Raw genomic sequence first — 26501 nt, forward strand, 5'->3', positions numbered from 1 at the left:
TCACCTTTGCCGATCAGAGACTTCCTTGACCGACGCCGCGCCCGTGGCCATCCGTTTCCCCTCTCCGGCCGCCCGTCGTCGCCTGGGCGAGGTGCTGCTTGACCGGGGCCTGATCCGCGCCGAGGACCTGGCCAACGCCCTGACCCTGCAGCAGCAGAACGGCGGCCTCCTTGGCCTGAACCTGGTCCGCCTGGGCGCCATTTCCGAGTCGCAGTTGCTGGAGGTCCTGTCCGAACAGCTGGATCTGCCCATCCTCCTGCCCGAGAACGGCCCCGCCCCCCATCAGGTCGCGGGCTTCCTGGCCGAGATCCGCTCCCCCCTGAACTGGTGGGCCGAGCACGAGGCCGTGGCCTGGCGCGCCTCCGCCGAAGGCGAAGGCGAGACCGCCCATATCGTCTGCGCGGCCGTTCAGCCGCTGGACCCGCAGCTGGGCGAACGGCTGGCGCAATCGACCGCCGAACCCGTTGTCTTCATGCTGGCCCAGCGGTCGCTGATCGAGGCCCTGACCCATGACCTCGACGCCGACGCCGGACCCGGCCTGGATCTCAGCCTCGCCAGCGGCGCCGACGCCACCCGCCTTCGGGAGCTGGCGCAGGAGGCGCCGGTCATCGACTTCGTCAATGCGGTCTTCGCCGAGGCCCTGACCCGGCGCGCCTCCGACGTTCACGTCGAGCCGTTCGAGGACCGGTTCCTCGTCCGCATGCGGATCGACGGCGTCCTGACCACGGTTCGCGCCGCGCCGCGCGCCAATTTCGAGGCCGTCGCCTCGCGCATCAAACTGCTGTCCCAGATGGACATCGGCGAGCGCCGCCTGCCGCAGGACGGCCGGCAGTCGATCCGGGTGTCCGGCCAGGAGGTGGACCTGCGTGTCTCCACCCTGCCGTGTTCGTGGGGCGAGTCCATCGTCCTGCGTCTGCTGGGCAAGACCAGCCGCCTGCCCGAGCTGTCCGAACTGGGTGTCGGCCCGGATCAGGAGCGCAAGCTGATCGACCTGGCCGAACGGCCGAACGGCGTTGTCCTGATCACCGGCCCGACCGGCTCGGGCAAGACCACCACCATCTACCGCCTGCTGACCCATCTGAACGACGGCGAGCGCAAGATCATCACCGTCGAGGATCCGGTCGAGCTGGACCTGCCCGGCGTGGTCCAGGTGCGAGTGCGCTCCGAGATCGGCCTGACCTTCGCCGCGGGGCTGCGCTCCATCCTGCGTCAGGACCCTGACGTCATCATGGTGGGCGAAATCCGGGATCCCGAGACGGCGCGCATCGCCGTCCAGGCCGCGCTGACCGGCCACCTGGTCATCTCGACCGTCCACACCAACACCGCCCTGGCCGCCGTGCCGCGCCTGATCGATCTGGGGGTCGAGGACTATCTGCTGGGCGATGTTCTGCGAGGGGTTGCGGGCCAGCGCCTGGTCCGCAGCCTGTGCGACTGCGCTCGTCCCTCGACGCCGGCCGAGGCCGAGGCGCATGAGCGGGCCGTACCGACCCATCTGAGGCTGGTCGCCGACGCCGAACCGGCGGCCTGGCGCGAACCCGTCGGTTGCCCCCGCTGCGGCCACAGCGGCTATAGGGGGCGGCTGGGCGTCTATGAGATTGCGGTCGCCACCCCCCACCTGATCCAGGCCCTGCGGGCCGACGCCGACGAGGATCATCTGACCCGGATCGCGCGCGACGACGGCTTCCTGAGCTTCGGCGACGACGCCTTCCTGAAGGCGCGGCGCGGCCTGACCACCCTGCCGGAGGTCCACCGCGTCGCCGGCGGCGGCGACTGACGGCATGAGCCAGAACTTCCAGTATCAGGCCATGGATCGCCAGGGGCGCGCCTCTCGCGGCGTGACCACGGCGCCCGACGAGGCCGCCGTGGTGCGCCGCCTGGCCGGCGACGGCCTGATCGCCGTCAAGGTGACGCCGGTCGCCGCCCCGCGCGGTCAGGGCCAGAACCGCCAGCTGAAACCCGCCGAAAGAGTCCTGGTTCTGCGCCAGCTGGGCCTGATGCTGGAGGCCGGGGTTTCCCTGCTGGAAGCCATGGACACCGTCTCGCAAGGGATGCAGGCCGCCAAGGGCAAGGCCCAGTTCCAGGCCGCCATCGCCGCCCTGAGGCGGGGCGACTCGCTCGGCAAGGCTCTGGAAGAGCATGTCCCGGGCTTTCCGGACTATCTCTACGCCATGGCGCGGGTCGGCGAGGCCTCGGGCAAGATCGCCGACGTGCTGAAACAGGCCGCCGAACAGATGGCCTACGAAGACCGGCTGAGGCGGGATTTCGGCAACGCCATGACCTATCCCGCCTTTCTGCTGACGGCGGGCCTGGGCGCGGTGGGCTTCATCTTCACCCAGGTGGTGCCCCGGTTCGGCGCCATGATCGGCGAGGACCGCAGCCGGGTCCCCGCCATGTCGCGGTGGGTCCTGTCTGCCGGCGAATACGCCAACGCCCATATCGGCGTCGTGGGGATCGTTATGGGCGCGATCGTGGCCCTGGGCGTCGTGATCGCGACCAACGCCAAGGTAAAAGCCTATGCCTATACGGCGGCCCACGGCCTGCCGGTGATCGGGGGCGTCATCCAGGCGCGCGAGATCGCCGCCTGGGCGCGGCTGACCGCCTTCGCCCTGGGCAATGGCGTGCCGATCCTACAGGCGGTAGGCCTGGCCCGCGCCGCCGTGCCGATCGGCCCGTTCCGCGAGGGGCTGAACCAGCTGGACGGCGACCTGAAGGCGGGGCTGACGCTGGACGCCTCTCTGGCGTCGCACACGAAGCTTGAGGCGATGGATCTCAGCCTGCTCCGCGCCGGCCAGCGTTCCGGCGCGGTCGGGGCCATGTTCGGCTTCATGGCCGACAATTATGAGAACCGGCTGCGTGACAGCATGAAGCGGATGACGTCGCTGCTGGAGCCCCTGGCCATCGGCTCCATCTCCATCATCGTCGGCTTTGTGGCCCTGTCGCTCGTCCTGGCCCTGTCCAGCGTCTATGAGGGCGTGGCGTGAAAACGGGCGGCCGGGACGGGTTCAGCCTGATCGAGGCCCTGATCGCCCTGACCATCGCCGCCATGACCCTGACGGCGATCTTCGAGCTTCAGCAGCAGATGACGCGGGGCCAGCGTCGGGCGACTGATGTGATGGAGCAGGTCGCGGCCCAGGAGAACGCCCTGGCCCTGATCCGCGAGCTGAACCCGATGGAACAGCCGGAAGGCTCCATCAGCCTGCCTGAAGGCGACACGGTCACCTGGAGCGCGACGCCCAAGACGGAAATCCGCCGCAACGCCGGTTTCCCCATCGGGGACGGCCTGTTTGACGTCCAGCTTTTCACCCTGACCGTGCAGGTCGAGCGCCGCAACGGCCGCTCGCCCGCGCCTCTGGTCATCGACCGCCTGGGCTGGCGGCGTGTGGACGCCTTGGCCGGCTAGTCCAATCGCCGAGGGGCGTAGACAGGCGTTAGTCTTGTGGTGCGACTTCTTCCGGCTCAATCGCTGTGCTGGGTTCCTCAGGTTCCGGCTCGACCTCCGCCTCTGCCTCTCTCGCCGCGGGCATCGGACGCGGCAGGTTCAGGCCCACGCCTCTGACGCGCGTGCCAAAGGTCAGGGGCGTCAGCGTGTAAGACCAGCCGGCGCCGGTCTTGAATGCGGCGTTCATGTCTTCCGAATAGCGATCGGCAAAGTCCGCCATTTCCTCGTCATTGCGGACGATATAGGGCGTGATCAGAAGCAGGAGCTCGGTCTTGGCGCCTTCAACCGTGTTGGATTGCAGCGCCGAGCCGATGATGGGGATATCCTTGAAGAAAGGAACTCCAGTATTCACCTTGCTGTAATTGTTGGCGATCAGGCCGCCTAGCACGCCGGTCCAACCGTCCCGAATCGCAATCTGCGTGGTCAGGCTGCGGTTGGTGATGGTCGGACTTGAGATCCCGGCAGGGGCAGCGCCGGCGGAGGAGATTTCCTGGCTGATCGTGACATCCACCCGGTCGCCATAGACGACAGGCGTGACCTCAAGGATCGTACCGGTCTGCCGATACTGGACGCTTTGCAGGATGTCGGTGGAACCGTCGGAGTCGGTGTTCGACGCAGACTGGGATGTGAGAATCGGCACGTCTGTGCCGACCTGGAACCGAGCCGTGCCCCCACTCCGCGTGACCAGCTGCGGTCGTTGAAGGATTGTGAGTCGGTCATTGGAGGCATTGGCGACAAGCCGAGCTCTGAAGTCTGGTCCGACGAAGGTGAAGACGCCCGCGCCGCCCGCCGTAGCAAGTGCTTCGGTGGACCCCGTCAGAAGGCCGTCGCCGCGCGCATCGGTTCCGAACAGGCTGACGCCAATACTGGTCGAGTCCGTCAGCGTCACCTCGGCGATCATGACTTCGATGACCACCTGAGGGGCGGGAGTGTCCAGCGTGTTGAGCAGATTGCGGAGCTGGGCGTAGTCGCTGGCCGTGCCCGTGAAGATGATCCGGTTGCCGATGGGGTCGGTCAGAAGGCTTCCGCCAAGGAACGACCCCGAGGCGCCTTGCCGGTTCTGGTTTCTGCCGTTGTTCGTCGAGTTCCGGTTCGAGGAGGAGGACGACGACGACGTCGTCGAGGATGATCCGCTCGTCACGCTTACGGCAGGCGTTCCAGGCACGCCCACGGGCGGCTGCGGCGTGCTGGTGGTCGGCGTCTGGCCCATAGCCAGTTGTCCCAGCGACTGGGCGTCGGTGTTGCGGACCTGGTAGACGAAGGTGGTCGCCTTGTCGCCCAGGGCCGTGGGACGGTCCAGCATGCCCACCCAGTAGTTGACGCGGTCGGCGAGTTCTCGGTCCTTGGTGAAGACGAGAATCTGGTTCGTCTGGGGGAAGGACAGAATGAGGATGGAGCGCCCAGCCAGGGGCTGGGTGCTGACAATATAGCCCTCGGCCGTCAGCGTCTGTTCGAGCGATCGCGCAAGGGCGTCGGCCGACCAGTAGACGGGTTCGATCCGCAGGGCTTCAGCGCCGGCGAAGCGCGGCTGGTCGACCTCGCGCAGCACACGCACGACTTGGCTGACCTCCCGGGCCGAACCCGAAATGATCAGGCTGTTGGAGAGAGGGTCCGGCGTGATCCGCGCGCCGCCCAGGTTTGGGAACAGGTCCGACAGCAGGGACTGCAGGACATTGACCTCGATCGTCTGCACATTGAAGAACTGGACGACACGCCCGCCGCTGTTCGGCGCGGTGCGCGATCGTTGCAGTGTGGCGCCTATGGCCTGGGTCTCGCTGGATCCGACCACAACCGTCCCGCCTTCGATGAAGACGTCGATCCCGTATTGTTTCAGCGCCTGTTGCGTGAGGCGGAACAGCGCCCGCTTGCTGACCGAGCCGCCTGTGCCGCCCGCGATCACCTCTGTCCGCGTCGCTACGTCTCCGTTGAGGCTGTAGGGCAGGTTCAGGACGCCAAAGGCTGTGGCGACGAACTGAGGAATCGACTGCGGCGCCAGGGTGGCGTCGACCGGTTCGTCGGGCAACAGGGCTGCGATCTCCGCCTCGGTGGCGGGTTGGCGGCTGGGCGCCGTTGAGGCGCGTCCCGGGATGGACAGGGTTTCCGCCGGGCGTCTTTGCCCGCCAACCGTCGCGTCGGTCGCGGAGCCTTCGGGTTGGCTTCGGGCCTGATCGAGCGCCGGCCGCGAAGTCCCGTCGCCCGCCGTCATGGTTGGAAAGGCGGCGCATCCCGCTGTCAGGAGCAAAGGCGCCAGACAAACCGCAGCCGTCAGGCCTGCGGTCCACCCGCGCGAACCGTCAACGCGCTCGTGATGAATCGGCATGGTCTTCAACTCCTGCTGCCTTAGCCGAAAAGCCGGACGACGCGCGCGTCTCGGCCCCGGCGCAAGGTTACGGCGTATTCTGATATTTCGCTGATGCGCCAGCCGTCCTGGAACAGATCGCCCTGCGTCATAGCCTGGGTTTGCGCCCCCGATAGGGCGGGGTGAGCGACCAGGGCCACGAAGGCGCCGGTCGTCTGATCACGTTCGATACCACGCAAAGCCTGTTTGAACACCACCGCGACATCGGGCGGCGGCGGAGGCGGCGGGGGAGGGGGCGGCGGAGGCGGGGGCGGAGGGGGCGGCGGAGGCGGCGGATCTGACCGCAGGGTGCGCAGGAAGCTCAGGGCCGCAGCGGCCGTCTCGCCGGGACGAAGCATCGGTCCGCTGGTCCCGCCTGCGCCACGCCGCACGCCGGGCGGCTCTTCCGGCAGCCCGGGTGAAAGCCAGCCGCTGATCAGGGCCAGGACCAGAAATACGGGGACGAGAATGGGGAGAAGTCGCATCAGCGGCGCGCCCCGTAGGCCTGATCGTTCGGCCGTTCCGCCGGCCCGCGCGCGGCGGCGCCGGCGGGCAGGACCACGGGGAAGGCCAGACGAACCCGGACCTTGCCGGTGATCGGGTTGAACGGCTCAGGCGTTTGCTGGACCCTGACCCGCTGCGGCGTCAGTTCATAGCTGAAGGCGACCACCCGGAACCCCTCGGGCAGGGCTGCGATCTTGTCGAGAAAGCCGAATACAGTCGTCCAGCGCAGATCGGCCTGAACCTCGGCGCCCAGCCATTCGGTTGGCCCTATGGCTTCGACTTCCTCTTCGGTCGTGATCGAGACGCTGGTCAATTCCGCCTCGCGTGCGGCGCGAGACAGCGAATCTTCGATCATGACCCGCGCGACATCGACGTTCGAGGCCTTGAAGCCCCAGGTCTCCATGTCTTCCAGCGCGACCTTGTCGTCCAGAGCGGTGCGAATTCGCGCTGCAGCGTCCGCCGCACGGCGCGCCTGGGCGCGATCCTCCATCGCCTCGATATAAAGATCCTCCTGCCCGGTGCGCCAGTCGGCGGCGGCGACAGGAAGAATCGTCAGAAAGCCGAGGGCCAATACCCCGAGCAGCGCGCGCTCACGCGGCGTCGTCTGCTGAAACCGGGCCGTCAAGGCGCGGACCTGCTCGCGCACGGCGGCCTTCGAACCAGCAATCACGTTTCGCAACTTGTTCCCGCCGCATCCCCGGCGGCCACGCCTGTATTATCGACGCCGCCACAAGCTTCCGCTATAGCAGCCGGTGAGCACGGCTCCTAGCTCCGTGAATACAAAAGGCGTCCAGTTTGTTCTCATTTGTCGTTGACTTGGCCCGGCGCGTTCGTCGTTCCAAATCGTCCCGCACCGTCCGCGCCGGCTTTTCTCTGCTGGAAATTCTGGTCGTGCTGGCCATTATCGCCATGCTCGCCGCAGTGGTGGGGCCCCGCCTGTTCGCGCAACTGGACCGATCAAAGACGACGACGTCGCGGCTTCAGATTCGATCGCTCGAGGCGGCGTTGGAGACCATGCGTCTTGATATCGGGCGGCTGCCGACCGAGTCCGAAGGGCTGCCGCTGCTGATGCAGGCGGATCCCCAACAGGTCGCCGGCTGGTCCGGCCCGTATCTCGACAAGGCTCTCCCGTCGGATCCCTGGAACAGGCCCTATATCTATCTGCCGCCGAGCAGCGCCGCAGACGGCACGCCGGGCGCGCCGGAAGCGCGGGCGCGTGTCATCAGCTATGGCGCTGACGGACAGGAAGGCGGACAGGGCGTCAATGCGGATATTACCTCCGATCAGCGCTAGGGTCAGGCGCGAGGGCTTCAGCCTGATGGAAATTCTCGTGGTGCTGGCGATTTTCGCGCTCAGCGCCGCGGTGATCATGCCGAGCACGTCGCGAATGCTCGACCAGGCGACGTCTCATGCGGTCTTCTTCGAATTCCAGGAACAGGTGTCGAACCTGCGGCGGGAAGCCAATCGGACCGGCGTCGCCATTCGACTGACCGAACCTGGGGCTCAGGATGGCAGGCAAGGTGAAACAACAGGACGGGTTTCGTCGCCTGAACCGACCATTGAGCCGGATCCTCCGCGCACGATCCTGTTGCGTTCACCCTGGCGCTACACCCTGGCGCCGAACCTGGATATCGCTGCGGGGGGCGCCTGCTCGGCAGCGACAGCCAACCTCATAAACGGCGATCGGGTCGTTATGACCTTGAGAACCTCAGGCGGGGACTGCCGCTTTATCCGCCTGCAGACAACGGAGGCGCAGCCTCGCGGACCAGCATCTCGATGATCAGTCTCTGTCCCTGGGCGTCCGTGCGGGGCCGGACATCATAGAAGTAGCCTGACGTCTCCAGGTCCGACACCAGGGTCTCGACCAAGGACACCGCCGTATAGGGCAGGGTCAGGCTCAAGGTCTCTCCCTCCGCCTCAAGCGCGGTAGGCGTCAGATCGTGGAATGCGACGATGCCGATGGCTGCGCCGGTCGCGGTGAGGGGGTTGGTCTCCGCTTCGATCTCCGCATAGGCGGCGAGCTTGCGCTTGTTGGTTTCGAGTCCCGAGAGGCTCGACGTCTGAGGGGTCGCCGCGCGGATTTCGACGGTCTCCGTCTCCAGAGCCTCGCGTTCGGATGACAGTCGCTGGGCCTGACCCACGAAGAACAGGCTGAGCCCGATCGAAACCATGGCAAAGGCGCCGGCGCCGGCGCCGATCATCTGCTCCCGGCTCAGGTTCGAAGCCGACAGGGCGAAGGCGGGGGCGTCGAAGGCGAGCGGCAGGGTCTGCGGCGGCGGCGGGCCTTCAGGCGCGTCATCGGCGCCGCGCTGGGAACGCACGAAGGCGGTCCATGCCTGTGCGTCGAACCGTTCCCGACGCCAGGCGGAGGCGACAAGCCGGCCGGCTCGCCAGCGCTGCGCCTCGTAGCCGTCCGCCAGGCGCACGATCCGCCAACCGACGCCGGCAGGCTGCGACAGGGTTTCCGGCCGAACCTCCGGCCTAGCGCCGCCAAACCGCGCCCTGACGAGAGGACCGATACGGGCGGCGTCCCACCACCAGACGCCGCAATCCGCGCCCGCCCAAGCCAGCGTATGGCCGCTTTCGAGATAAGGTGAGCCTGTCCGCGCGTGCAGGCCGGCCGCCTGCCCCCGCTTTGACCGGGGCAGACTTGCCGCTTCGAACAGAGAAAACGCGGTCATTTCGCGGGCGATCAGGACGACGGCAGGCCTCAGCCGTCCCAGGGCGCCGCCCTCATTCAGCGTGGTCCATCGCCCGTCGGCGGACAGCCGCTCAACGCGGGGCGTAAGAAAGTCTAACGGCATCAGAGGCGTCCGCAACGGCCCGTCGAGGAGCCTCGGTCATTTCAGTTTGATCGATCCAGACCGGACGCTCAAGCCCGGTCGGCGTCAAGGTCAGTCGACTACGATAGATCCAGGCGGAGCGCGTATCCTTGAGGGTCAGGATCACCCGGCCGGAGGGGAAGGTGTAGAAGCTCTCGCCGCTGGTGTTCGGCAGTCCCGTGGCGGCCGCGAAATTCTGAAACGACAAGAAGGGCGCATCTTCGCGTTGCCTCATAGCCGTCGATATCTGGCCGGGCGTCGCGCCATAGAGGATGCGCAGGGCCTCCGGTCCAGCGGTATTGATGTTCTCGTTGGTCGAAGTCGAGTCCATGGCCAGCCACGGACGAAGCCGTCTCCAGGCGCCCGGATCGACGGCCTCCCTCACATCCAGCAAGGACAGCCACTCATTCGGCGTTCGCATGGTGCGGTTCGGCGGTCGGCCGCCGGGATAGCCGGCGCCTTCTCCTCCCGGCGCCTGTTCCAGCTCGTCCTGATCAATGTAGTCGCGGAAACGCGCAGCGAGCAGTCGAGACGTGCGATCCGGGACGCCCAGTTCCGCGGCCAGACGACGAACGCCGTCCTCGGACAGATAGGCCAGATTGATGAGACCGGCCTGATCTCTGAACTCAATGATCAAGGGAGGCCTAGCCTCCGCCAGATAGGGCCGACCATCCAGCCGCACCTGGTCGGTGTTCGATCCCGAGCCCGGCACGGCGTCATCATAACGTCTGGGCGCACCGACATCGATCGCCATGGGAGACATAGGCTCGGTGGCGATCATATAGGCGGCTGACGCCTCCATGGTCATGGCGCGGGCCATAAACTGCACCCGCGCGCGCGCCGATGCGGCCTCCGCCGTCAGGCTGCGCAAGGCGGTCATCGCGACCAGAAAGATCAGCGACACCATGCCGGTCACAGCCAGGACGGCAGGCAGGGAGAAGCCAGGGCGACGACTAAAGCGGATCATCGAACCTTATCCAGCTTTCTGGGCGCGCCGAGCCTGCGCTGTCCACCACATCGATAACCCCGCCCCGAAAACGGACGAAAAGGGTCGTGGATCGCATGCCGCCGTCCCGCACCGGCTGACGCCCGGGAGAACGATAGGTCTCGGTCCAGTTGCTTCCGTCCAAGGAATAGGACAGCGCCGCATTCCGATCGGTCGTCGTCAACAGAACGACGCGCTTGTCACCCGCTTCGCAGACCAGACGCCGTTCCGATCCTGCGGGTTCGATCAGCAACCGCATGCGTCCGGTCCAGCCTAAGGGCGCGCATTGGCTCGCCCGTTCGGCGATGATGTCCGCCTCAAGAAGGTCCGCCCGCCCCTCGATCTGACGATCCATGGCGTCATTGACGGTCTCTGCCGGTCGCACAACGATGCTCCGAACCAGGCTGCGCGTGTCGCTGACTGCAATATCGGCGTCGGCGACCGCCATGGCCCGGCGGCCCAGCCGGAAGCCTGAATCGCCCGCCTTGATCCCGATTGAGAAGATGATCGCCAGCGCCATCCCGCCGATCGCGAGCACCACCAAGGCCTCGATCAGCGAAAAGCCGCTTCGGCGTGAAAGGAGCACGGTCATGGTGTTGTGTTAGCCTTGCGCACGCGAAAGGCCAATGGGCGCCCGGTCACGCTTGGCGGGCGCCGACCATGTTGGTAAGTTGCGCCCGAAGCGGGGAAACGCATGAAGGCGACAGCCTCAATCATAATCATGGGCGCCTTGGCGACGGTCCTTTGGGGGGGGATGGTCTCACGCGATGTGCTGGCCCAAACTGAACCCGGCCACCCGGTTGCGAGACTGCCGATGCCCACGCCTGCGCCGCAGATGGTGCAGGATGCCGATAGACGCGCCAAATTGAACGACCGCTTGAGGCACATGATTGCCGAAGGCCGAGGCGGCCGTCTGACCGACGCGAAAGCCGTCGGGCGCCAGGCGCCTAGAGCCCCTGTTCGCCCGGAACGCAGCGGAACTACGCGTATGTCCCGAGCCGCATCCGCCGAAACCGCCGTCGTCCGTTCGGCCGGTTATGTGGCGCCCCGTCTGGATTTGACCACGCCCGCGGCCATGCCGCGCGACCCCCTGACCTGCCTGACTCAGGCGATCTATTACGAGGCGCGCAGTGAAAATGAAGAAGGGCAGGCTGCTGTGGCCGAGGTGGTGATGAACCGCGCCGCCAGCGGCCGCTACCCCGCTGACATCTGCGAAGTAGTCTATCAGCGCAACACGCGAACTTGCCAGTTCACCTTCACCTGTGACGGATCTATTGGCCGTTCGCGCGTCAATCCCGCTTCCTGGGCGCGCGCGGAACGGATCGCCCGTAACGTCTATTCAGGCGAATCCAAACCCATCCTTCCAGGACGTTCAGTCAACTATCACGCCGACTATGTGAGCCCCTCGTGGTCTCGGCGCCTGGAGCGCGTTCATCGCATCGGGACCCACATTTTTTATGGTGCGCCTTTAGACCGGCGCGGCACGCCTGGCGCGTCGGAAGACCGGAAGAGCTCGCCTTTTGGGCTAATCTTCGTAAAGAATGAGGCGATCGAACGCGCCTATGCGGTCTTGACGGGAAGCGGGGATGCATCCTCAGCGCCCTGAAGCGGCGAAGCATCGGTGATCTGGCTTACAACGGCGCCGCCAAAGCTCATACCGCCATCAAATACACCCTCAAGAATTAGAACGCGCAATTCGGACGGGCCAGGCACATCCCACGTGCAGTCCAACGAGATTTCGAACACGCCGCTGCGCCCAGGATAGAATTCATAGGACGTAAAGTTTTCGCCGCCTCCCCAATCTATCCGAAAACGGCGGTGACTAACGTTGTGATCGAAATGCAGGGTCACGACCGCCTGCCAAGTGCCTGCCGGCATGACAAGATAAGGGCCATACAGGAGGCAACGCGGCCTTCCCGTTACGTCCAATTGTCCCAGGCGAGGCCCGGTCCCGGCATTTCTGGCGTCATAACTGAATAGCCGGCTGGACCAATCGCCGCGGCCGCTGCGAAACGTTTCGAAAGCGTTCTGAAGAGCAATCTCTCTTGCCGAAAGCTCGCGCAGGCGACCGGGCTTTACCGAGGCGCCCGAGAACCCTGGAAGCGCGGGAATCGTCGCGTGGTTTGTCAAATCCCGGATAAGACGGCCTTTGAAACCATAAGCTGCAGCTATTTTTCGCGACACCCCGTCAACGCGCGCATTGACGTCTGAATCTTCATGACATCCCTCCAGGTCAACAAAGGGCTTCAGACCGACCACGATGATGTTCTGATCGGACGCCCCTGCTGACTGGGCCTCGCGTATGTCCTCGGTCATGATCAGGGTGGCCGTCTGCGAGACGCTCGACCCCTCTCGCCATTCTTGCACATCGACGCCGACTTTGTCCGCGTGGGCCATGATGGCGACGCGCCATGCCTCACGCTCAAGGCTTGGCGGCAGGACAATCCACTGGGATGCCGGACCGCTCAAGCTGCCCTCAGCCACGTATAGACCTCGACGGCCTCTTGAACGTCATGAAACATCTTGGCCTTGCCGCTTTCGATGATCAGGGCGGTATCGCAGTAGCTGGCGACCAGATTTACGTCGTGAGAGGCCATCAAGAAGGCTCGGTGGGCGCGGTGTTGGAACAGTTCGTCCTGGCATTTTCGTTGAAAGCGCGCGTCGCCGACAGCCACCAACTCATCAATGAGATAGCAATCAAATTCGATCGCTAAGGATAGGCCGAAAGCCAGCCTCGCGCGCATGCCCGAAGAATAATGTTTGATCGGTCGCCGCATGGCTGATCCAAGCTCGGCGAAATCATCCACCCTCGCCAGCATCTCCTTATAGTCTTTCTGGTAGAGCCGAGCGAGAAACCGGACGTTATCAAGGCCTGAGAGACTGCCTTGAAAACCACCATGAAAGCCGATCGGCCATGAAGAACTCATGCGCCAATCGATAACCCCCTCGGTTTGACGGTCCACACCGCCGAGTATGCGGATCAGCGAAGATTTCCCTTGGCCGTTCCGACCAAGGACGGCAAGCCGGCCGTCACGCTTCAGCTCGAAGCTCAGTCCCTTGAACAGAGGCAGAGAGGAGGTGTTGTATCTCCGGCTCAAACCCCTGACCACGAGGCCGGTATTTTCAGAAGGAAGGCTCATCTAGGCTTGGCTGTGTTCACGAACGCCAGCCCAGATCAGCCAACCGACGCCATAAATCATAAGCGCGCTGACCAAGACGGTTATAATAGATATCCATCGACGCGGGGCTGTCGCCTTGTCGGGTAAGTTTGGAGTAACTATCCGCTCAAGATATAGCTTTTGGCGACGTGCTTCCTGCTCCGCAGTAGAGAGCGAAATTGTCGATTGAGCTAGTTCCTTCTCCGCAATTTCACGAGCCGCGACCAATTCTTCATAAGAGCCAATCTTGCTCGCAAGAGACGTTGAGTCCCCCGCGATTTTACTGCGCTCAGATTCTATCTGACGCTCATAAGCTGCTATACGATTGTCCAAAGACGCGATCTGAGGGCTTTGCGGGGCCTCTGACGCCAGTTGAGACCGTTCTGCGCGCAAGGTCGCCAGCGTGGTCATTAGTGATCCGATTAGTTGAGACCCTTCCGCAGCGGTCCGGACGGGATCAACAAAACGCTGCTGATTACGAAAATTCGTGAGTTGTCTTTGGATGTCAGCGAGGCGCCCCCTGGCGTCGTCGACCGAGAGGCGTGCTTCCTTCACAGCGTCGTCGGATTGCCGGACGTTGAGGCGATTAACCAAGCCCTCCCCGCCCTCCAATAAGATTCGGTTTAGGTCGTAAGCCGTTTGTGCCTCGAACGCTTCGACGCGCAACACGCTGATTCCTGTCGATGCATCGTAGCCGACGGTGACGAAACGTTCGAAGCCCTTGTGAAGGCTTTCGTTAGAGCGGCCCTCTCCGAGTCGAGGCCAGCCCGTAAAGATATCAAGGCCGCGAGGCCGGAGTATTCTGCTCAGGTCAAACGTCTTCTGGGCTTCGAGCATGCCGTCGCGCGAGCTGATGTACTCATGTACAGCGAATGCGTCTGACGTCGTGTTGGTCAGGCCGACCCCCTGCAGCGCCATGCCAAGGTTGGACGGCTGCGATTGGTTGGCTGCACGAACGATGAAGCGCGACTCCGACACATATCGTGGCGACGCGACAATGAGGAAATAAAACGCGGTCACCAGAGTCGGCAAAACCACGATCAGAATAAACGGCAAAGGTATTCGTTTCCACCACGGCTTGCCTCGGGCTGGACCTTCAAGACGATCCGGCAAAGGGCCGAGATAGTTGAGTTTAGCATCCGTCATGATGTTTCCGGTGACATTGACGCCAGAGCCGTCTCGCTCAGGGTCATTCCGTTTCGATTTTATCGCGAGAGCTTAGCACGAGCGCCAAGCCGAGGATGATGAAGATTGTACCCCAAGCCAAGGCGTAGGTCGTGTCGTAGTGGGTCTCTACAAACTCCCCAAATACGGCCGCTCGGATCATTTCGATCGGATGGACGAAAGGGATGTAAAGGAGATATTTTTGCACGCTGGGCGGGACCCAGGACACCATGGTGAACGCGCCGGACAAGGGGATCAGAAGGTAGCTAATCAGGCCGATGAAGCGCTCAAAAATTTCAAAGCGCATCGCCAACCCGGTTAAAACAAGAGCGAACCCGACGGCGATCCAGCAGAGAAGAAACCATCCAGAATAAAGCAGTAAATAGCTATATGGAGCATCTACTTCCCCAAGGGAAAGCAAGACTACGTAGACCACTGCAAATGCGGCAGTAGAACCACCAAACTCCATCAGGATTCTTGCCCCGAAAATGTGAAGCGGCGCGATTCTACGATGATACAACAAGCCCATATTGGCCTGTAGGGCTCCGGCCATGAAACTGATCAGGTGCCGTATTAGAATCAGCGACATATATGCCGTCATGACGAAGGGGGCCAGGCGGACCCCGTGCTCATAGGCAGGCTTAGTCAGACCCCACAGGGTCATTACGCCGAAACAGAACAGCAGGGGTTCGCCGATCAGCCACGCGAAACCCAACCCTTCACGACCAAAGCGGGTAATGACCTCGCGCATCATCAGAGCGCCGATGATGCGAAGATGTCTGGCTAGAGGCGCGAAGACCATAAGCTCTCGTCGGTTTCCCTGGATCGCAAGCCTCAAACCTACGTCGAGAGTGTCCATTCAGACGAATGAGGGGTGGGGTCAAGCCAAAGATTCAACGACCATCAGGATTTCAGGCCAAGTTTGGCGTAAAGCTCGCGAAGCCGCGCCTGGTAAGCCGTTGGGCTGAAGCGCTCGGCCTGAGTTACACCGCGTTTTTCCAGTTCATGCCGATAGGGTGCGTCCGCATCCAGCGCCTGTATTCCCCGCGTAATGGCTTGGACATCGTACGGATCAACGATCACGGCTGCGTCACCGGCGACCTCCGGAAGAGATCCGCCCGTCGATGTCAAAACGGCTGTTGAGAGGGCCATGGACTCCAGAACAGGTAGGCCGAACCCTTCATATAGCGACGGGAAAATCGTCGCCTTGGCGCCGCGGATCAAGCTGATCAGCATTGAAAAGGGCATGTAGTCGTATTGCCGGATACGATCCGCATTTGGGCCGCCGTCACGCTTCACCTGGTTTAGCAACGCCACCTCTCCCTCATCCAGCCAAGCGCGACCGCCAATGAGAACAAGAGGAGTTTTGCTGCCGGAGGCGAGATAGGCCTCGACAATGCGCCCGAGATTTTTCTTCGGTTCGATGGCGCCGAAATGAAGGAAATAATCCTTCCAGCCGAGGTTAAATACGCCTTCCAGCTCGGTTTGAACCTCGGGCTGTGGCCTATTCAGCAGTGCGGGCGGGATGCTGACTGCCTGGTAGGTGTTGGTAATACGGTCTTCGCTCACTCCCATAAGGCGGATGACGTCTTGGCGGGTCGTCTCCGAGACGACCGCAATATGATCGGCGCGCTTGGCGATCGCCTTGCACAAGGCGCCGTAGACAGCCTTGTCGTCCAATGTTGTGTGCGGCAGGCGCAACGGGATGAGGTCGTGGATCGTATAGATGTTAGGGACGCTCTTTGCGTAGATGGGCAGCGTCGATGTCCAGTGCATCACATCCGGCGCCGGCGCATCCGTGGTCACGCCGAAATTCACCGGCGTCTCTCGGCCATAAGCGGCGAAGGCGCGGTTTCCATAAAAGAACAATTCCTGTGACGCCCAGAAGCGATCAGCAGAGGGCCGGCCACCGCGGCGGCTAGGCCAGATCACTTCGCCAGACGGAAGGATCGGATAGGCCTCTCGTCCGAGTGGGGCCATGAGCGTCTCTCGGAACCGCTTTGATTTTTGGCTGCGATTCAGCTTTTGCGGCGGTCGTTCAGCATCAACCAGTCCGGCCTCATTTAGTACATTACTGGACCTTCTCGGCGTGGGCGGTCCGTAAAGCACCTGGGTTCCGAACCCTAGGGTTTGAACATTCTCCAGCAGGTTCCGACCATAGGTCGCAATTCCCGACCCTTTCGCCAGGGCGAGATTGAAGCCGTCGATGCAGATTGAAGTCATAGTGATCCAGAGAAAACAGTCGCAGCTCATGGACGACAGGCGATGGTTGTCGTCAACCTTTTCTCACAGATTCAAGAGTGTCGGATCTCCGCCTTGCGCCGCGATATTCACACTGATGGCCTTCTCCGCCGCATAGCGGATCAGGCTGTTTGGTCCGCCCGCTTTCGGGCCCGTCCCGGATAAGCCTTCGCCGCCGAACGGCTGAACCCCGACCACCGCGCCGGTGATCGACCGGTTGATGTAGACATTGCCGGCAGGGACGAGGTCGACCACCTCGGCGGCGAAGGCTTCGATGCGGCTGTGGACACCGAGCGTCAGGCCGTAGCCCCGAGCGGCGAGCTTGCCGGCGACCGATTTCAGGTCGGCCGAGTCGTAGCGATAGATGTGCAGGATCGGGCCGAACACCTCGCGCTCCAGGAAGTCGGGCGTCGGGATCTCGGCGATAGTGGGGGCGAACAGGTCGCCCCTTTCCGATCCCAGCGGCATGTCGGCGCGGGCGATGATCTTCGCCTCCTTCGCCAGGCGCTCGACGTGGGCTTCCAGGGCGCGGCGAGAGTCGGGGTCGATGACGGGGCCGATGTCGGTCTTGGGATCGGCGGGATCGCCGACGGTCTGGACCGCCAGGGCGCCCTTCAGCCCCTCGATCAGGGCGTCGGCGGAGTCCTTGGGGACGTAGAGGACGCGCAGGGCCGAGCAGCGCTGGCCGGCCGAGCCGAAGGCCGACTGGATCACGTCGTCGATCACCTGTTCCTTAAGCGCCGTGGTGTCGATGAACATGCCGTTCAGGCCGCCGGTTTCGGCGATGAAGGGAATGATGGCGCCGGGGCGGGCGGCGATAGACCGATTGATGGCCGCCGCCGTGTCGGTGCCGCCGGTGAAGGCGACGCCGTCGATTCCGGGGTGGGTGACCAGGGCCGCGCCGACCGTCTCGCCGCGTCCGGGAACCAGGGCCAGCAGATCGGGATTCAGACCGGCCTTGTGATACAGGCGCACGGCCTCGGCGGCGATCAGCGGCGTCTGTTCGGCGGGCTTGGCCAGGACGGCGTTGCCGGCGGCCAGGGCGGCGGCGATCTGGCCGGTGAAGATGGCCAGGGGGAAGTTCCAAGGCGAGATACAGGCGAAGACGCCGCGTCCGTGCAGGATCAGCTGGTTGGTCTCGCCCGTCGGGCCCTTCAGGGTCTGGGGGGCTGTGAAGTCGCGTTCGGCCAGCAGGGCGTAGTAGCGGCAGAAGTCGGCGGCCTCGCGCACCTCGGCGACGCCGTCGTTCAGGGTCTTGCCCGCCTCGCGGCTGAGCAGGGCGACCAGGCGGTCCAGATCGGCTTCAAGCGCCTCGGCCATGGCGCGCAAGGTTACGGCGCGTTTGGCCCCGCCCTGACGGTCCCATTGAACCTGGGCGTTCGTAGCGGCCTCGACGGCGGCGTCGATGTCGGCCGGCTCGGCTTCCGAGACATGGCCGAGCGTCTGCGACCGGTCGGACGGATTGGTCACGGCCTGGGCGTCGATGCCGGCGCGCAGCTTGCCGCCTATGATCGGGCCGGAGGTCAGCTTCTCACGGTCGATCCCCTCCAGCGCGCGCGCATGGGCTTCACGGTCGGCGGCTTGCGAATAGTCGCGGCCGAGGGAGTTCTGACGATCGCCGTACATGTCTTGCGGAACCGGAATCTTGGGGTGACGGTCGGGCGCTTGCTCGACCAGGGAGATGGGATCGGCCGCGACGGCCGAGGCGGGCACGCGTTCGTCCAGCAGGGCGTGGACGAAGGAGGAGTTGGCGCCGTTTTCCAGCAGGCGCCGCACCAGATAGGGCAGCAGCTCCTCGTGTCCGCCGACGGGGGCGTAGGCGCGGACGATCACAGTCTCATTGGCCCAGGCCTCGTGCGCGGCGTCGTAGAGCGCCTCGCCCATGCCGTGCAGGCGCTGGTGCTCGACGGCCACGCCCCGGTCGCGGGCCATGCGCCGCACGGCGGCCAGGGTGTGGGCGTTGTGGCTGGCGAACTGGGAATAGAGGGCCGGCGCCGCCTCGATCATGGCCCGGGCGCAGACGAGATAGTTCAGGTCGGTCGCCGCCTTGGTGGTGAAGACCGGATAGTCGGTGCGGCCGAAGACCTGGGCGCGCTTGATCTCGGTGTCCCAATAGGCGCCCTTGACCAGCCGCACCATCAGCCGCCGGCCCGAGCGACGGGCCAGGTCGGCGACCCGCTCGATCGTCTCCAGCCCGCGCTTCTGATAGGCCTGCACCGCCAGACCCAGGCCGGTCCAGTCGCCCAGGCTGGGCTCATGCGCCAGCCGGTCCAATAGTTTCAGCGACAGGGCCAGGCGGTCCGCCTCTTCCGCGTCCATCGTATAGTTGATGTCGTATCTGGCCGCGATCTGGGCCAGGCGCAGGATCCGGGGATAGAGGGTCGCCCAGACGTCGTCCTCGTGCGTCGCCTCATAGCGGGGCGACAGGGCCGACAGTTTCACTGACACGCCGTGACCGTGCTCGGGACCTTGGCCTTTCGAGGTCTTGCCCACCGCCTCGATGGCGTCGGCGTAGATCTTTTCGTATCGGTCGGCGTCGGCCATGGTCCGGGCGCCCTCGCCCAGCATGTCGAAGCTGCACAGCCAGCCTTCCTTGTTCGACCGCTTCAGCGCGCCCTGGATGGTGCGGCCGACGACGAACTGCTCGCCCATGATCTTGACGGCGGTGGCCACGGCCTGCCGGATGACCGGCTCGCCCAGTCGCCCGGCGATCCGCTTGAGGAAGCTGGGCAGGTCGCTGCGCGCCTCGTCGTCTACATCGACCAGCTTGCCGGTCAGCATCAGGCCCCAGGTCGAGGCGTTGACGAACAGGCTGTCGGACTGGCCCAGATGACTGGCCCAGTCGGCCGAGCCGATCTTCTCGGCGATCAGCCGGTCGCGCGTCTTCTCGTCCGGCACGCGCAGCAGGGCCTCGGCCAGACACATCAGGGCCAGACCCTCGCGGGTGCCCAGACTGAACTGCTGAAGGAAGCTTTCGACCACCCCCTGCTTCTTCTGGCTGCGGCGGGCGTGTTCGACCAGGGCGGCGGCTTCCGACACGACGTCCGCGCGTTCGGCGGCGTTCAAAGGCATGCGGGCCAGGTTGGCGGCGACCGCCTCGCGCTCATCGCGGAACTTGTGGTGGTCCAGGCCGTCCCAGACGGCCAGGCTCGAAGGCATGAAGGCGGGGGCGGTCATCGGTGACAATCCTGTGGATTTCCGCCGTATATGCCGGAGTTCATTGAAGGTGCTTCGTATGATATGGCCAGATGCTGATAATCGTTCGGTTTAGGGGCTCATTTTCCGATGATCGATATTGACGCCGTCGACCGCCGCCTCCTGCGGGTGCTTCAGACCGACGCCCGCATCTCCAACGCCGAGCTGGCGCGGCGGTGCAACCTGTCGCCGGCCGCCTGTTTCGAGCGGGTCAAGCGCCTGCGGGAAAAGAAGATCATCACCGGCTACGCCGCCATGATCGATCCGGCCCAGGTTGGTCGCGATCTGCTGATCTTCGTTGAGGTCCTGCTGGACCGCACCACCGGCGACGTCTTCGAAGCCTTCGCCGCCGCCGTCCGCAGTCAGCCCGAAGTACTGGAATGCCACATGGTCGCCGGCGGATTCGACTATCTGATCAAGGCCCGCGTCGGCGACATGGACGCCTATCGCGCCTTCCTCGGTGACGTCCTGGTGCGGATGCCGGGCGTGCGAGAAACACGGACCTATGCGGTGCTGGAAGAGGTGAAATCGACGACGGTGTTGCCGCTGTAAGCAGGGAGCCTTCCGGATTTCGATCCGTTAGGGGTGACGTTTTTGGTCTCGCCACGTAAGACCGCCTTAAGAACAAGCAGGAAAGCAGCGACTTATCCATGCCGGTGATTTTTCCCGTGATCATGTGCGGCGGCTCCGGCACTCGCCTTTGGCCTGCGTCGCGACCGTCTCGTCCGAAGCAGTTCATCCCGTTGGCGGGCAATCGCTCGCTTTTTCAAGAGACCGTTGAACGGGTGTCGGACTTGGCGGGAACGGCCGGCCGATTGATCATTGTCGGCGGCGCGTCGCATCATTCGGCCATCGTCGAACAATTGGCGGAGATCGGTCGGGAGGCCGTGATCCTGCTCGAGCCGGAGGGGCGTGATTCTGCTGCGGCCATGGCGGCGGCCGCGCTCTGGACCCATCGCCACGCTGCGGGGGCGGTCAACCTCTTCGTCGCATCGGATCATCATATTCCCGACGCCGAGGCCTTCCGAAGAGCGGCCCTGATCGCCAGCGAGGCCGCTCATGCCGGACGTATCGTCACGCTGGGCGTCGTTCCGACTTCACCTTCTTCTGCGTACGGCTATATCGCCCCGGTCGGGACCGGCCTCTCCGAGGTTAAGGCATTCGTTGAGAAGCCTGACGTCGCAACTGCGGAACGCTACATCGCCGACGGATATCTGTGGAACAGCGGCAATTTCATTGTCAGGGCCGATGTGCTCCATGAAGAGCTCGCGCAGGCGACCGCAGGTCTCGTCGAGGCGGTGATCCACGCCCTTGATGATGCGGCGCACGACGGTGAAGCCGTGTTCCTGGGTGAACGTTTCGCGTCGGCCCCGAAGATATCGATCGACTATGCCGTCATGGAGAAGACCCGCCGCGCATCCGTGCTTCCGGTGGATTTCGAATGGTCGGATCTGGGCGCCTGGGACTCGGTTCATGCGTCCGGCGAAGGCGACGTCGGGTTGCACATATTTGAGGACGTCGACAACTGCCTGGTGCGGGCTGGCGACGGGGTGATGGTGGCGGCCATCGGGGTGTCCAATCTCGGTATCATCGTCGAGAAAGACGCCGTCTTGGTCACCGACCTCAGACGCAGCCAAGACGTCAAGAAAGTGGTCGAGCGTCTGAAGACCCTGTCGCCCCGGCACCTCGACTTCGCCCGACCTGTGGACGAAAGCCTTGTGGACGGCGCGGTGCGAATGGCGTCCTGGATGCGGCAGGCGGCCCTTCCGACATGGTGCACCCTGGGCCAGAATGCCGAAGGCGGCTTCGAGGAACTGCTCGGTCAGGATGGGCGACGCCTCGCGGCGCCTCGCAGCGCCCGGGTGCAAGGCGGTCAGATCGCAGTCTACGCTGAGGCAGGGCGACTGGGGTGGCCCGGACCGTGGCGTGCGACGCTCGATCTAGGGCTGGACTGGTTGAACCAGCGCCTGCTCGACGACTCCGGTCTGGCTGTCACCCGATTGGCCACGGACGGCGCGGCGGGCGATGAACCCAGAATGCTGTGCGATCAGGCCTTTCTGATAAGGGCCCTGGCGGCGGCTCATCAGGCCAAGCCGGCCGCAGGGCTGGAGCGCCAAGCGGCGGCTGCGCGCGATCATATGTTGGCGCTGGGCTCGCCTCAGGGCGGGCTGGTCGAAGGAGGGGCTTATCCCTACCAGTCCGCCGCCAACATGCGTTTGCTCGAGGCGACGCTGTCCTGGGAGGAGGTTGGCGAGGACGTGGGCTGGAAGCCGCTCGCCGACCGGATCGTCAATCTTGCTAGGTCGCGGTTCGTCGACGAGGAAACCGGTCTTCTGCGGGAGTTTTTTTCGTCCGACTGGTCTCCGGCGCCGGGATCAGACGGCGCCTTGGTTAAGCCGGGACGGCAATTTGAATGGGCTGGGCTATTCGCGCGCTATGCCTGCGCTCGCTCTTCGCCCGAAATTCTCGAGGAAGCCTGGACGATTTTCCTGGGCGGCATGAAGGGAATTGACGCCAAGCGGGGCGTGGTGATCGATGCGATGGACATAAAGGGGGCTGTTCGCAGTGCGCGTGCCCGGCTGTGGTCCCAGGCCGAATGGATGAAGGCGGCGCTGATCTTGGCGATGCTGTTTGACGACGCCCGCCGCGACCTTTGTCTGAAGCAGGCCGCACGTGCTCAGCGCGCCTTGTGGCTTTATCTGGCTCCGTCCGGGCTTTGGCGTGACAATATGCTGGAGACCGGCAGGTTCATTGATGAACCGTCGCCCGCTCGCTCACTCTACCACATAATGGGGGCCTTCGCTCAGGCGAGGACCAGTCTTGTGCAGTTGAAGTCCGAGCGGATCGGAGCGTTGGAACTGTCTTGATGTCCGCCGTATCCGTCTCGCCTTCGTCATTCGAACCGTCTAGAAGTTCCGCCCTTACTTAACGGCTCAGGGTCCGCCCGCCTCAATGCGCATCGTTCTGGCCACTGACGCCTGGGAACCTCAGGTCAACGGCGTCGTCCGCACCCTGACCCGCACGGTCGCGGAATGCCGCGGCATGGGTCATGAGGTCGAGGTCATCGAGCCGAGCCTGTTCAAGACCATTCCCTGTCCGACTTACCCGGAAATCCGGCTGGCGCTGGGGGCAGAAGAAGAGATTCGCGAAATGCTGCGGGCCTTCGAGCCCGAGGCTGTCCACATCGCCACCGAAGGGCCGATCGGCATCGCCACGCGCCGCATCTGCGTGGAATGGAAACTGCCGTTCACGACCAGCTACCACACCAAATTCCCCGAATATGTCTCGGCCCGGTTCCCGATCCCGGTTCAGGTCGGCTACGCCTATATGAAGTGGTTCCATAAGCCGTCGGGCCGGCTGATGGTGGCGACCCCGACGCTGCGCGACGAACTGGTCGAACATGGGTTCAAGAATGTCTCGCCCTGGTCGCGCGGCGTGGACACAGAGATGTTCAACCCCGATCTGGACCGGATCTATGACGAGATGGGCGGCAAGGACTGGCCCCGACCCTATTTCCTGAACGTCGGTCGGGTCGCGGTGGAGAAGAATATCGAGGCCTTCCTCGAACTGGACCTTCCCGGCACCAAGATCATCGTCGGCGACGGCCCGGCGAGAGCTGAGCTTCAGGAAAAATACCCCGAAGCGAAGTTCCTGGGCGCCAGGTTCGGCGATGACCTGGCCCGTTGTTTCCGCGATGCGGACGTCTTCGTCTTCCCCAGTTGGACCGACACCTTCGGTCTGGTGATCCTTGAGGCCATGGCCGCCGGCACGCCGGTCGCCGCCTATCCGGCGCACGGTCCGATCGACATTATTCCCGGCTCGAACGCCGGAGTGATCGACCAGGATCTGAAGACCGCCTGCCTGAAATGTCTCGAGCTCGACCGCCGGGATGTCCGCGCCTATGCTGAAAAATTCAGCTGGCGCGCCTCGGCCGAGCAATTCGTCGAGAACCTGGAACCTTATCCAGAGCCCGAGCGCGGCCGTTTTTGGCGCCGTCTTCGGCGTATCGCCCGGATTCGCAAGCGCGCTGCGGCTTAGTTCGGCGCGCATCGTTTGTGACCGTAAGCCGCCCCCGAAAGAAGACGCATGCCTAAACCCCGCCAAGACCTGAAGCCGAACACGGCGGCTTATGAGACGCAGGCCTTGGTCAAGCCGACGGGGTTCCGGGAATACGACGCCCGCTGGATCCTGGAGAAGGAGATCAATCTTCTCGGCATCCAGGCCCTGGGTCTGGGCCTGGCCACCTATGTCCACGAGATTGGCGTCGTGCCCAAGATCGTCACCGGCCATGATTTCCGCAGTTACAGCCTCAGCGTCAAACAGGCCCTGATCCTGGGGTTGCTGGAAGGCGGGATGGAGGTTCTGGACGTCGGCCTGGCCCTGTCGCCCATGGCCTATTTCGGTCAGTTCGAGCTGGATGCGCCTTGCGTCGCCATGGTCACGGCCAGCCATAACGAGAACGGCTGGACCGGCGTGAAGATGGGGGCGAACAAGCCCCTGACCTTCGGCCCCGAGGAGATGGGCCGGCTGAAACAGATCGTGCTGAACGGCGAGGGCGTGGCCCGGCCGGGCGGGAAACTGGTCCGTGTCGAGGACTTCCGCGAGACCTATGTGGCCGACGTCGCCTCCAAGGTGCAGATCAAGCGCCCGCTGAAGGTGGTCTGCGCCTGCGGCAACGGCACGGCCGGCGCCTTCGCCCCGGACGCCCTGCGCCGGATGGGCGTCGAGGTGATCGAGATGGACACCGACCTCGACTATACCTTCCCGAAGTACAATCCGAACCCGGAAGATCACGCCATGCTGGTGCAGATGGCCCAGCGGGTGCACGAGACGGGCGCCGACCTGGCCCTGGGCTTCGACGGCGACGGCGACCGTTGCGGGGTGGTGGACGATACGGGCGAGGAGATCTTCGCCGACAAGATCGGCCTGATGCTGGCCCGCGACCTGTCCAAGGTCTATCCGGACAGCACCTTCGTCGTCGATGTGAAATCGACCGGCCTCTACAAGACCGACGAGATCCTCAAGGCCAATGGCGCCGAGGTGGTCTATTGGAAGACCGGTCACTCCTACATCAAGCGCAAGACCGCCGAACTGGGCGCCCTGGCCGGGTTCGAGAAGTCGGGCCACTTCTTCATGGCCGGTGATCTGGGGCATGGGTACGACGACGGCCTGGTCGCGGCCGGGGCGGTTCTCGCCATGCTGGACCGCAATCCCGGCAAGAAACTTTCCGAACTGAAGGCCGCCCTGCCGGATGCCTGGACCAGCCTGACCATGTCGCCCCATTGCGACGACGAGCTGAAATACGGGGTGCTGGAGCGGATCGTGAAGGAATACTCCGACCTGGCCGAGGCCGGCGGCGAGATCCTGGGCCGCAAGATCCTTGAAGCAATCACCGTCAACGGCGTGCGGGTGCACCTGGAGGACGGCTCCTGGGTCCTGGTCCGCGCCTCGTCGAACAAGCCCGAACTGGTCGTGGTGGTCGAGAGCATGCGGTCCGAGGACGACATGCGCGACCTGTTCCGCAAGGAGATCAAGCCGCGCCTGGCCGCCTATCCCGAGATCGGCGCCTTCAATCAGGAAATCTGAACGCTGAACCAATCCGCCCGATGACCGCTTCCAGCAGACCTGATGCTGGAGGCCGGCTTGCCGCACTTTTATTTTCACACCGAGAACGGCGATTGTATTCGGGATGATCAGGGTGAGGATCTGCCCGATGCCGACGCGGCCCGCGAAGAGGCGGTGGCGGTGCTGGGGGAGATCCTGCGGTACAGGGGCGCGGCCTTCTGGGAGACGGCCTCGTTCAGCGTGATCGTGACCGACGCCGACGGGCGCACGGTGGTCAGCGTCACCGCCAAGGCGTCCGACGTTGCGCCGGAGGGCTGGACCTTGGCCGAGTCTGAGACATGACCAAGGCGGGACCCCAGCCGAAGATCGCCACCCTGATCGACAAACTGTCCCGGCGTGATCATGTCAGCCCAGAAGAAGTCGAAGCGCTTCAGGATGTTCTGGGGTCTCCGCAGGAGGTTCGCAGCGGCGCTGACATCGTCAAGGAACATGCGCACCCCTTGCAAAGCACCTTGCTGATCTCGGGCTTTTCGGCGCGTTACAGCACGCTTGCGGGTGGTGGACGTCAGATCACCGAGATCAATGTGCCGGGTGATTTCATCGATCTGCACAGTCTGCTGATGAAGCAGATGGACCATGGCGTCGTGGCCTTGACCGACTGCGTCGTAGCGCCCGCGCCCCATGTGAAACTCATTGCCCTGACCGAACGCCATCCGCATCTGACGCGGTTGCTTTGGCTGGACACGATCATCGACGCGGCCATCCACCGACAATGGCTGGTGGCGATGGGGCGGCGCAGCGGCCTGGGCCATCTGGCCCACCTGGTCTGCGAACTGTATCTGCGACTCCAGGCGGTGGGCCAGGCGGAGCGACTGCGGTTCGACCTGCCCCTGACCCAGGCCACGCTCGCCGACGCCTTGGGTCTGTCCACCGTCCATGTCAGCCGCCTGGTCACCGAACTCCGGGGCGAAGGTGTGATCAACTGGAGCGGAGGCCAGGTCGAGATTCTGGACTGGCGCCGACTGGCGGAGATCGCCGAGTTCGACGCTACCTATCTGCGTCTGCAGAACGAGCCGGTCTGACTTAATCC

General features: G+C 64.1%; 24 protein-coding genes. 12 read left to right on the forward strand and 12 right to left on the reverse strand.

Annotated elements, in window-relative coordinates; genetic code table 11:
• The first annotated feature begins 25 nt into the window (after nt 1-25).
• Genes ACW170_RS04985 through ACW170_RS04995 form a run of 3 tightly spaced genes read left to right on the forward strand, consistent with a single transcriptional unit; the run spans nt 26 to nt 3400 of the window.
• The gene (locus ACW170_RS04985; protein WP_492088565.1) at nt 26-1774 is read left to right on the forward strand and encodes a GspE/PulE family protein; all 1749 of its coding nucleotides are present in this window, start codon (nt 26-28) and stop codon (nt 1772-1774) included.
• A 4-nt stretch (nt 1775-1778) separates the two neighbouring features.
• Entirely contained in the window at nt 1779-2981 is a 1203-nt protein-coding gene (locus ACW170_RS04990) for a type II secretion system F family protein (RefSeq protein WP_492088566.1), read from the forward strand.
• A complete protein-coding gene (locus ACW170_RS04995; RefSeq protein ID WP_492088567.1) occupies nt 2978-3400 on the forward strand; it encodes a type IV pilus modification PilV family protein in 423 nt (140 codons plus the stop codon). The genes ACW170_RS04990 and ACW170_RS04995 overlap by 4 nt, the downstream gene beginning before the upstream one ends.
• A 28-nt stretch (nt 3401-3428) precedes the next feature.
• Here the strand turns inward: ACW170_RS04995 and ACW170_RS05000 are convergent, their stop codons facing one another.
• The 3 genes from ACW170_RS05000 to ACW170_RS05010 are packed head-to-tail and all read right to left on the reverse strand — an operon-like array spanning nt 3429 to nt 6927.
• Nucleotides 3429-5759 (reverse strand): secretin GspD/PilQ domain-containing protein, encoded by a 2331-nt coding sequence (locus ACW170_RS05000; protein ID WP_492088568.1) that lies wholly within the window; start codon nt 5757-5759, stop codon nt 3429-3431.
• Nucleotides 5760-5779: 20 nt separating this feature from the next.
• Complete coding sequence (locus tag ACW170_RS05005; protein WP_492088569.1) at nt 5780-6262, reverse strand: hypothetical protein; 483 nt, start codon at nt 6260-6262, stop codon at nt 5780-5782.
• Nucleotides 6262-6927: a hypothetical protein gene (locus ACW170_RS05010; protein ID WP_492088570.1), complete on the reverse strand. Its 666-nt coding sequence runs from the start codon at nt 6925-6927 to the stop codon at nt 6262-6264. The genes ACW170_RS05005 and ACW170_RS05010 overlap by 1 nt, the downstream gene beginning before the upstream one ends.
• A 170-nt stretch (nt 6928-7097) precedes the next feature.
• Here ACW170_RS05010 and gspG point away from each other — a divergent pair, with 170 nt between their 5' ends.
• Nucleotides 7098-7574 carry a type II secretion system major pseudopilin GspG gene (gene gspG / locus ACW170_RS05015; protein WP_492088571.1) on the forward strand — a complete coding sequence of 159 codons (477 nt, stop codon included), beginning with the start codon at nt 7098-7100 and terminating at the stop codon, nt 7572-7574.
• 25 nt (nt 7575-7599) lie between these two features.
• Nucleotides 7600-8061: a pilus assembly FimT family protein gene (locus ACW170_RS05020; RefSeq protein ID WP_492088572.1), complete on the forward strand. Its 462-nt coding sequence runs from the start codon at nt 7600-7602 to the stop codon at nt 8059-8061.
• Here the strand turns inward: ACW170_RS05020 and ACW170_RS05025 are convergent.
• Genes ACW170_RS05025 through ACW170_RS05035 form a run of 3 tightly spaced genes read right to left on the reverse strand, consistent with a single transcriptional unit; the run spans nt 8009 to nt 10680 of the window.
• Nucleotides 8009-9085: a hypothetical protein gene (locus tag ACW170_RS05025; protein WP_492088573.1), complete on the reverse strand. Its 1077-nt coding sequence runs from the start codon at nt 9083-9085 to the stop codon at nt 8009-8011. The two genes, ACW170_RS05020 and ACW170_RS05025, sit on opposite strands and share 53 nt — an antisense overlap.
• Nucleotides 9054-10070 (reverse strand): hypothetical protein, encoded by a 1017-nt coding sequence (locus ACW170_RS05030; protein WP_492088574.1) that lies wholly within the window; start codon nt 10068-10070, stop codon nt 9054-9056. The genes ACW170_RS05025 and ACW170_RS05030 overlap by 32 nt, the downstream gene beginning before the upstream one ends.
• A complete protein-coding gene (locus ACW170_RS05035) occupies nt 10057-10680 on the reverse strand; it encodes a type II secretion system protein (RefSeq protein ID WP_492088575.1) in 624 nt (207 codons plus the stop codon). The genes ACW170_RS05030 and ACW170_RS05035 overlap by 14 nt, the downstream gene beginning before the upstream one ends.
• Nucleotides 10681-11076: 396 nt before the next feature.
• On the opposite strand from ACW170_RS05035, the gene ACW170_RS05040 reads away from it, so the two are divergent.
• On the forward strand, nt 11077-11694 hold the full coding sequence (locus ACW170_RS05040; protein ID WP_492088576.1) for a cell wall hydrolase: 618 nt from the start codon (nt 11077-11079) through the stop codon (nt 11692-11694).
• Here the strand turns inward: ACW170_RS05040 and ACW170_RS05045 are convergent.
• The 6 genes from ACW170_RS05045 to putA all read right to left on the reverse strand — a co-directional run bounded on the left by ACW170_RS05045 (nt 11649) and on the right by putA (nt 19828).
• Nucleotides 11649-12572 (reverse strand): hypothetical protein, encoded by a 924-nt coding sequence (locus ACW170_RS05045; protein WP_492088577.1) that lies wholly within the window; start codon nt 12570-12572, stop codon nt 11649-11651. The two genes, ACW170_RS05040 and ACW170_RS05045, sit on opposite strands and share 46 nt — an antisense overlap.
• Nucleotides 12554-13228 carry an ABC transporter ATP-binding protein gene (locus ACW170_RS05050; RefSeq protein ID WP_492088578.1) on the reverse strand — a complete coding sequence of 225 codons (675 nt, stop codon included), beginning with the start codon at nt 13226-13228 and terminating at the stop codon, nt 12554-12556. Before ACW170_RS05050 ends, ACW170_RS05045 begins: the two co-directional genes overlap by 19 nt.
• Entirely contained in the window at nt 13229-14392 is a 1164-nt protein-coding gene (locus tag ACW170_RS05055; protein ID WP_492088579.1) for a KpsE/RkpR family capsule polysaccharide export protein, read from the reverse strand.
• Nucleotides 14393-14435: 43 nt separating this feature from the next.
• On the reverse strand, nt 14436-15164 hold the full coding sequence (locus ACW170_RS05060) for an ABC transporter permease (protein ID WP_492088580.1): 729 nt from the start codon (nt 15162-15164) through the stop codon (nt 14436-14438).
• 149 nt (nt 15165-15313) lie between these two features.
• Nucleotides 15314-16633 (reverse strand): glycosyltransferase family 4 protein, encoded by a 1320-nt coding sequence (locus tag ACW170_RS05065; protein ID WP_492088581.1) that lies wholly within the window; start codon nt 16631-16633, stop codon nt 15314-15316.
• Between the two features lie 63 nt (nt 16634-16696).
• Nucleotides 16697-19828 (reverse strand): bifunctional proline dehydrogenase/L-glutamate gamma-semialdehyde dehydrogenase PutA, encoded by a 3132-nt coding sequence (putA, locus tag ACW170_RS05070; RefSeq protein ID WP_492088582.1) that lies wholly within the window; start codon nt 19826-19828, stop codon nt 16697-16699.
• A 108-nt stretch (nt 19829-19936) separates the two neighbouring features.
• Here putA and ACW170_RS05075 point away from each other — a divergent pair, with 108 nt between their 5' ends.
• The 6 genes from ACW170_RS05075 to ACW170_RS05100 all read left to right on the forward strand — a co-directional run bounded on the left by ACW170_RS05075 (nt 19937) and on the right by ACW170_RS05100 (nt 26493).
• On the forward strand, nt 19937-20398 hold the full coding sequence (locus tag ACW170_RS05075) for an Lrp/AsnC ligand binding domain-containing protein (RefSeq protein WP_492088583.1): 462 nt from the start codon (nt 19937-19939) through the stop codon (nt 20396-20398).
• A gap of 98 nt (nt 20399-20496) precedes the next feature.
• Entirely contained in the window at nt 20497-22713 is a 2217-nt protein-coding gene (locus ACW170_RS05080) for an AGE family epimerase/isomerase (RefSeq protein ID WP_492088584.1), read from the forward strand.
• Nucleotides 22714-22798: 85 nt separating this feature from the next.
• The gene (locus ACW170_RS05085; RefSeq protein ID WP_492088585.1) at nt 22799-23884 is read left to right on the forward strand and encodes a glycosyltransferase family 4 protein; all 1086 of its coding nucleotides are present in this window, start codon (nt 22799-22801) and stop codon (nt 23882-23884) included.
• A gap of 48 nt (nt 23885-23932) precedes the next feature.
• Nucleotides 23933-25432, forward strand: a complete 1500-nt coding sequence (locus ACW170_RS05090) for a phosphomannomutase/phosphoglucomutase (RefSeq protein ID WP_492088586.1) — start codon at nt 23933-23935, stop codon at nt 25430-25432.
• A 57-nt stretch (nt 25433-25489) separates the two neighbouring features.
• Entirely contained in the window at nt 25490-25753 is a 264-nt protein-coding gene (locus ACW170_RS05095) for a DUF6894 family protein (RefSeq protein WP_492088587.1), read from the forward strand.
• The gene (locus ACW170_RS05100; protein ID WP_492088588.1) at nt 25750-26493 is read left to right on the forward strand and encodes a Crp/Fnr family transcriptional regulator; all 744 of its coding nucleotides are present in this window, start codon (nt 25750-25752) and stop codon (nt 26491-26493) included. The genes ACW170_RS05095 and ACW170_RS05100 overlap by 4 nt, the downstream gene beginning before the upstream one ends.
• Nucleotides 26494-26501 lie beyond the last annotated feature (8 nt).

The organism is Brevundimonas sp. FV2ps16 (assembly GCF_058681075.1).

Excerpts from the sequence above, each read along its gene's own strand:
- ACW170_RS05040 (WP_492088576.1), top strand. The coding sequence starts at position 11,077 with ATGTCCCGAGCCGCATCCGCCGAAACCGCCGTCGTCCGTTCGGCCGGT.
- ACW170_RS05005 (WP_492088569.1), bottom strand. The coding sequence starts at position 6,262 with ATGCGACTTCTCCCCATTCTCGTCCCCGTATTTCTGGTCCTGGCCCTG.
- ACW170_RS05050 (WP_492088578.1), bottom strand. The coding sequence starts at position 13,228 with ATGAGCCTTCCTTCTGAAAATACCGGCCTCGTGGTCAGGGGTTTGAGC.
- ACW170_RS05000 (WP_492088568.1), bottom strand. The coding sequence starts at position 5,759 with ATGCCGATTCATCACGAGCGCGTTGACGGTTCGCGCGGGTGGACCGCA.
- ACW170_RS05080 (WP_492088584.1), top strand. The coding sequence starts at position 20,497 with ATGCCGGTGATTTTTCCCGTGATCATGTGCGGCGGCTCCGGCACTCGC.
- ACW170_RS05090 (WP_492088586.1), top strand. The coding sequence starts at position 23,933 with ATGCCTAAACCCCGCCAAGACCTGAAGCCGAACACGGCGGCTTATGAG.
- ACW170_RS04990 (WP_492088566.1), top strand. The coding sequence starts at position 1,779 with ATGAGCCAGAACTTCCAGTATCAGGCCATGGATCGCCAGGGGCGCGCC.
- ACW170_RS05030 (WP_492088574.1), bottom strand. The coding sequence starts at position 10,070 with ATGATCCGCTTTAGTCGTCGCCCTGGCTTCTCCCTGCCTGCCGTCCTG.
- ACW170_RS05060 (WP_492088580.1), bottom strand. The coding sequence starts at position 15,164 with ATGATGCGCGAGGTCATTACCCGCTTTGGTCGTGAAGGGTTGGGTTTC.
- ACW170_RS05020 (WP_492088572.1), top strand. The coding sequence starts at position 7,600 with ATGGAAATTCTCGTGGTGCTGGCGATTTTCGCGCTCAGCGCCGCGGTG.
- ACW170_RS05085 (WP_492088585.1), top strand. The coding sequence starts at position 22,799 with ATGCGCATCGTTCTGGCCACTGACGCCTGGGAACCTCAGGTCAACGGC.
- ACW170_RS05075 (WP_492088583.1), top strand. The coding sequence starts at position 19,937 with ATGATCGATATTGACGCCGTCGACCGCCGCCTCCTGCGGGTGCTTCAG.
- ACW170_RS05025 (WP_492088573.1), bottom strand. The coding sequence starts at position 9,085 with ATGCCGTTAGACTTTCTTACGCCCCGCGTTGAGCGGCTGTCCGCCGAC.
- ACW170_RS05055 (WP_492088579.1), bottom strand. The coding sequence starts at position 14,392 with ATGACGGATGCTAAACTCAACTATCTCGGCCCTTTGCCGGATCGTCTT.
- putA (WP_492088582.1), bottom strand. The coding sequence starts at position 19,828 with ATGACCGCCCCCGCCTTCATGCCTTCGAGCCTGGCCGTCTGGGACGGC.
- ACW170_RS05100 (WP_492088588.1), top strand. The coding sequence starts at position 25,750 with ATGACCAAGGCGGGACCCCAGCCGAAGATCGCCACCCTGATCGACAAA.
- ACW170_RS05035 (WP_492088575.1), bottom strand. The coding sequence starts at position 10,680 with ATGACCGTGCTCCTTTCACGCCGAAGCGGCTTTTCGCTGATCGAGGCC.
- ACW170_RS05065 (WP_492088581.1), bottom strand. The coding sequence starts at position 16,633 with ATGACTTCAATCTGCATCGACGGCTTCAATCTCGCCCTGGCGAAAGGG.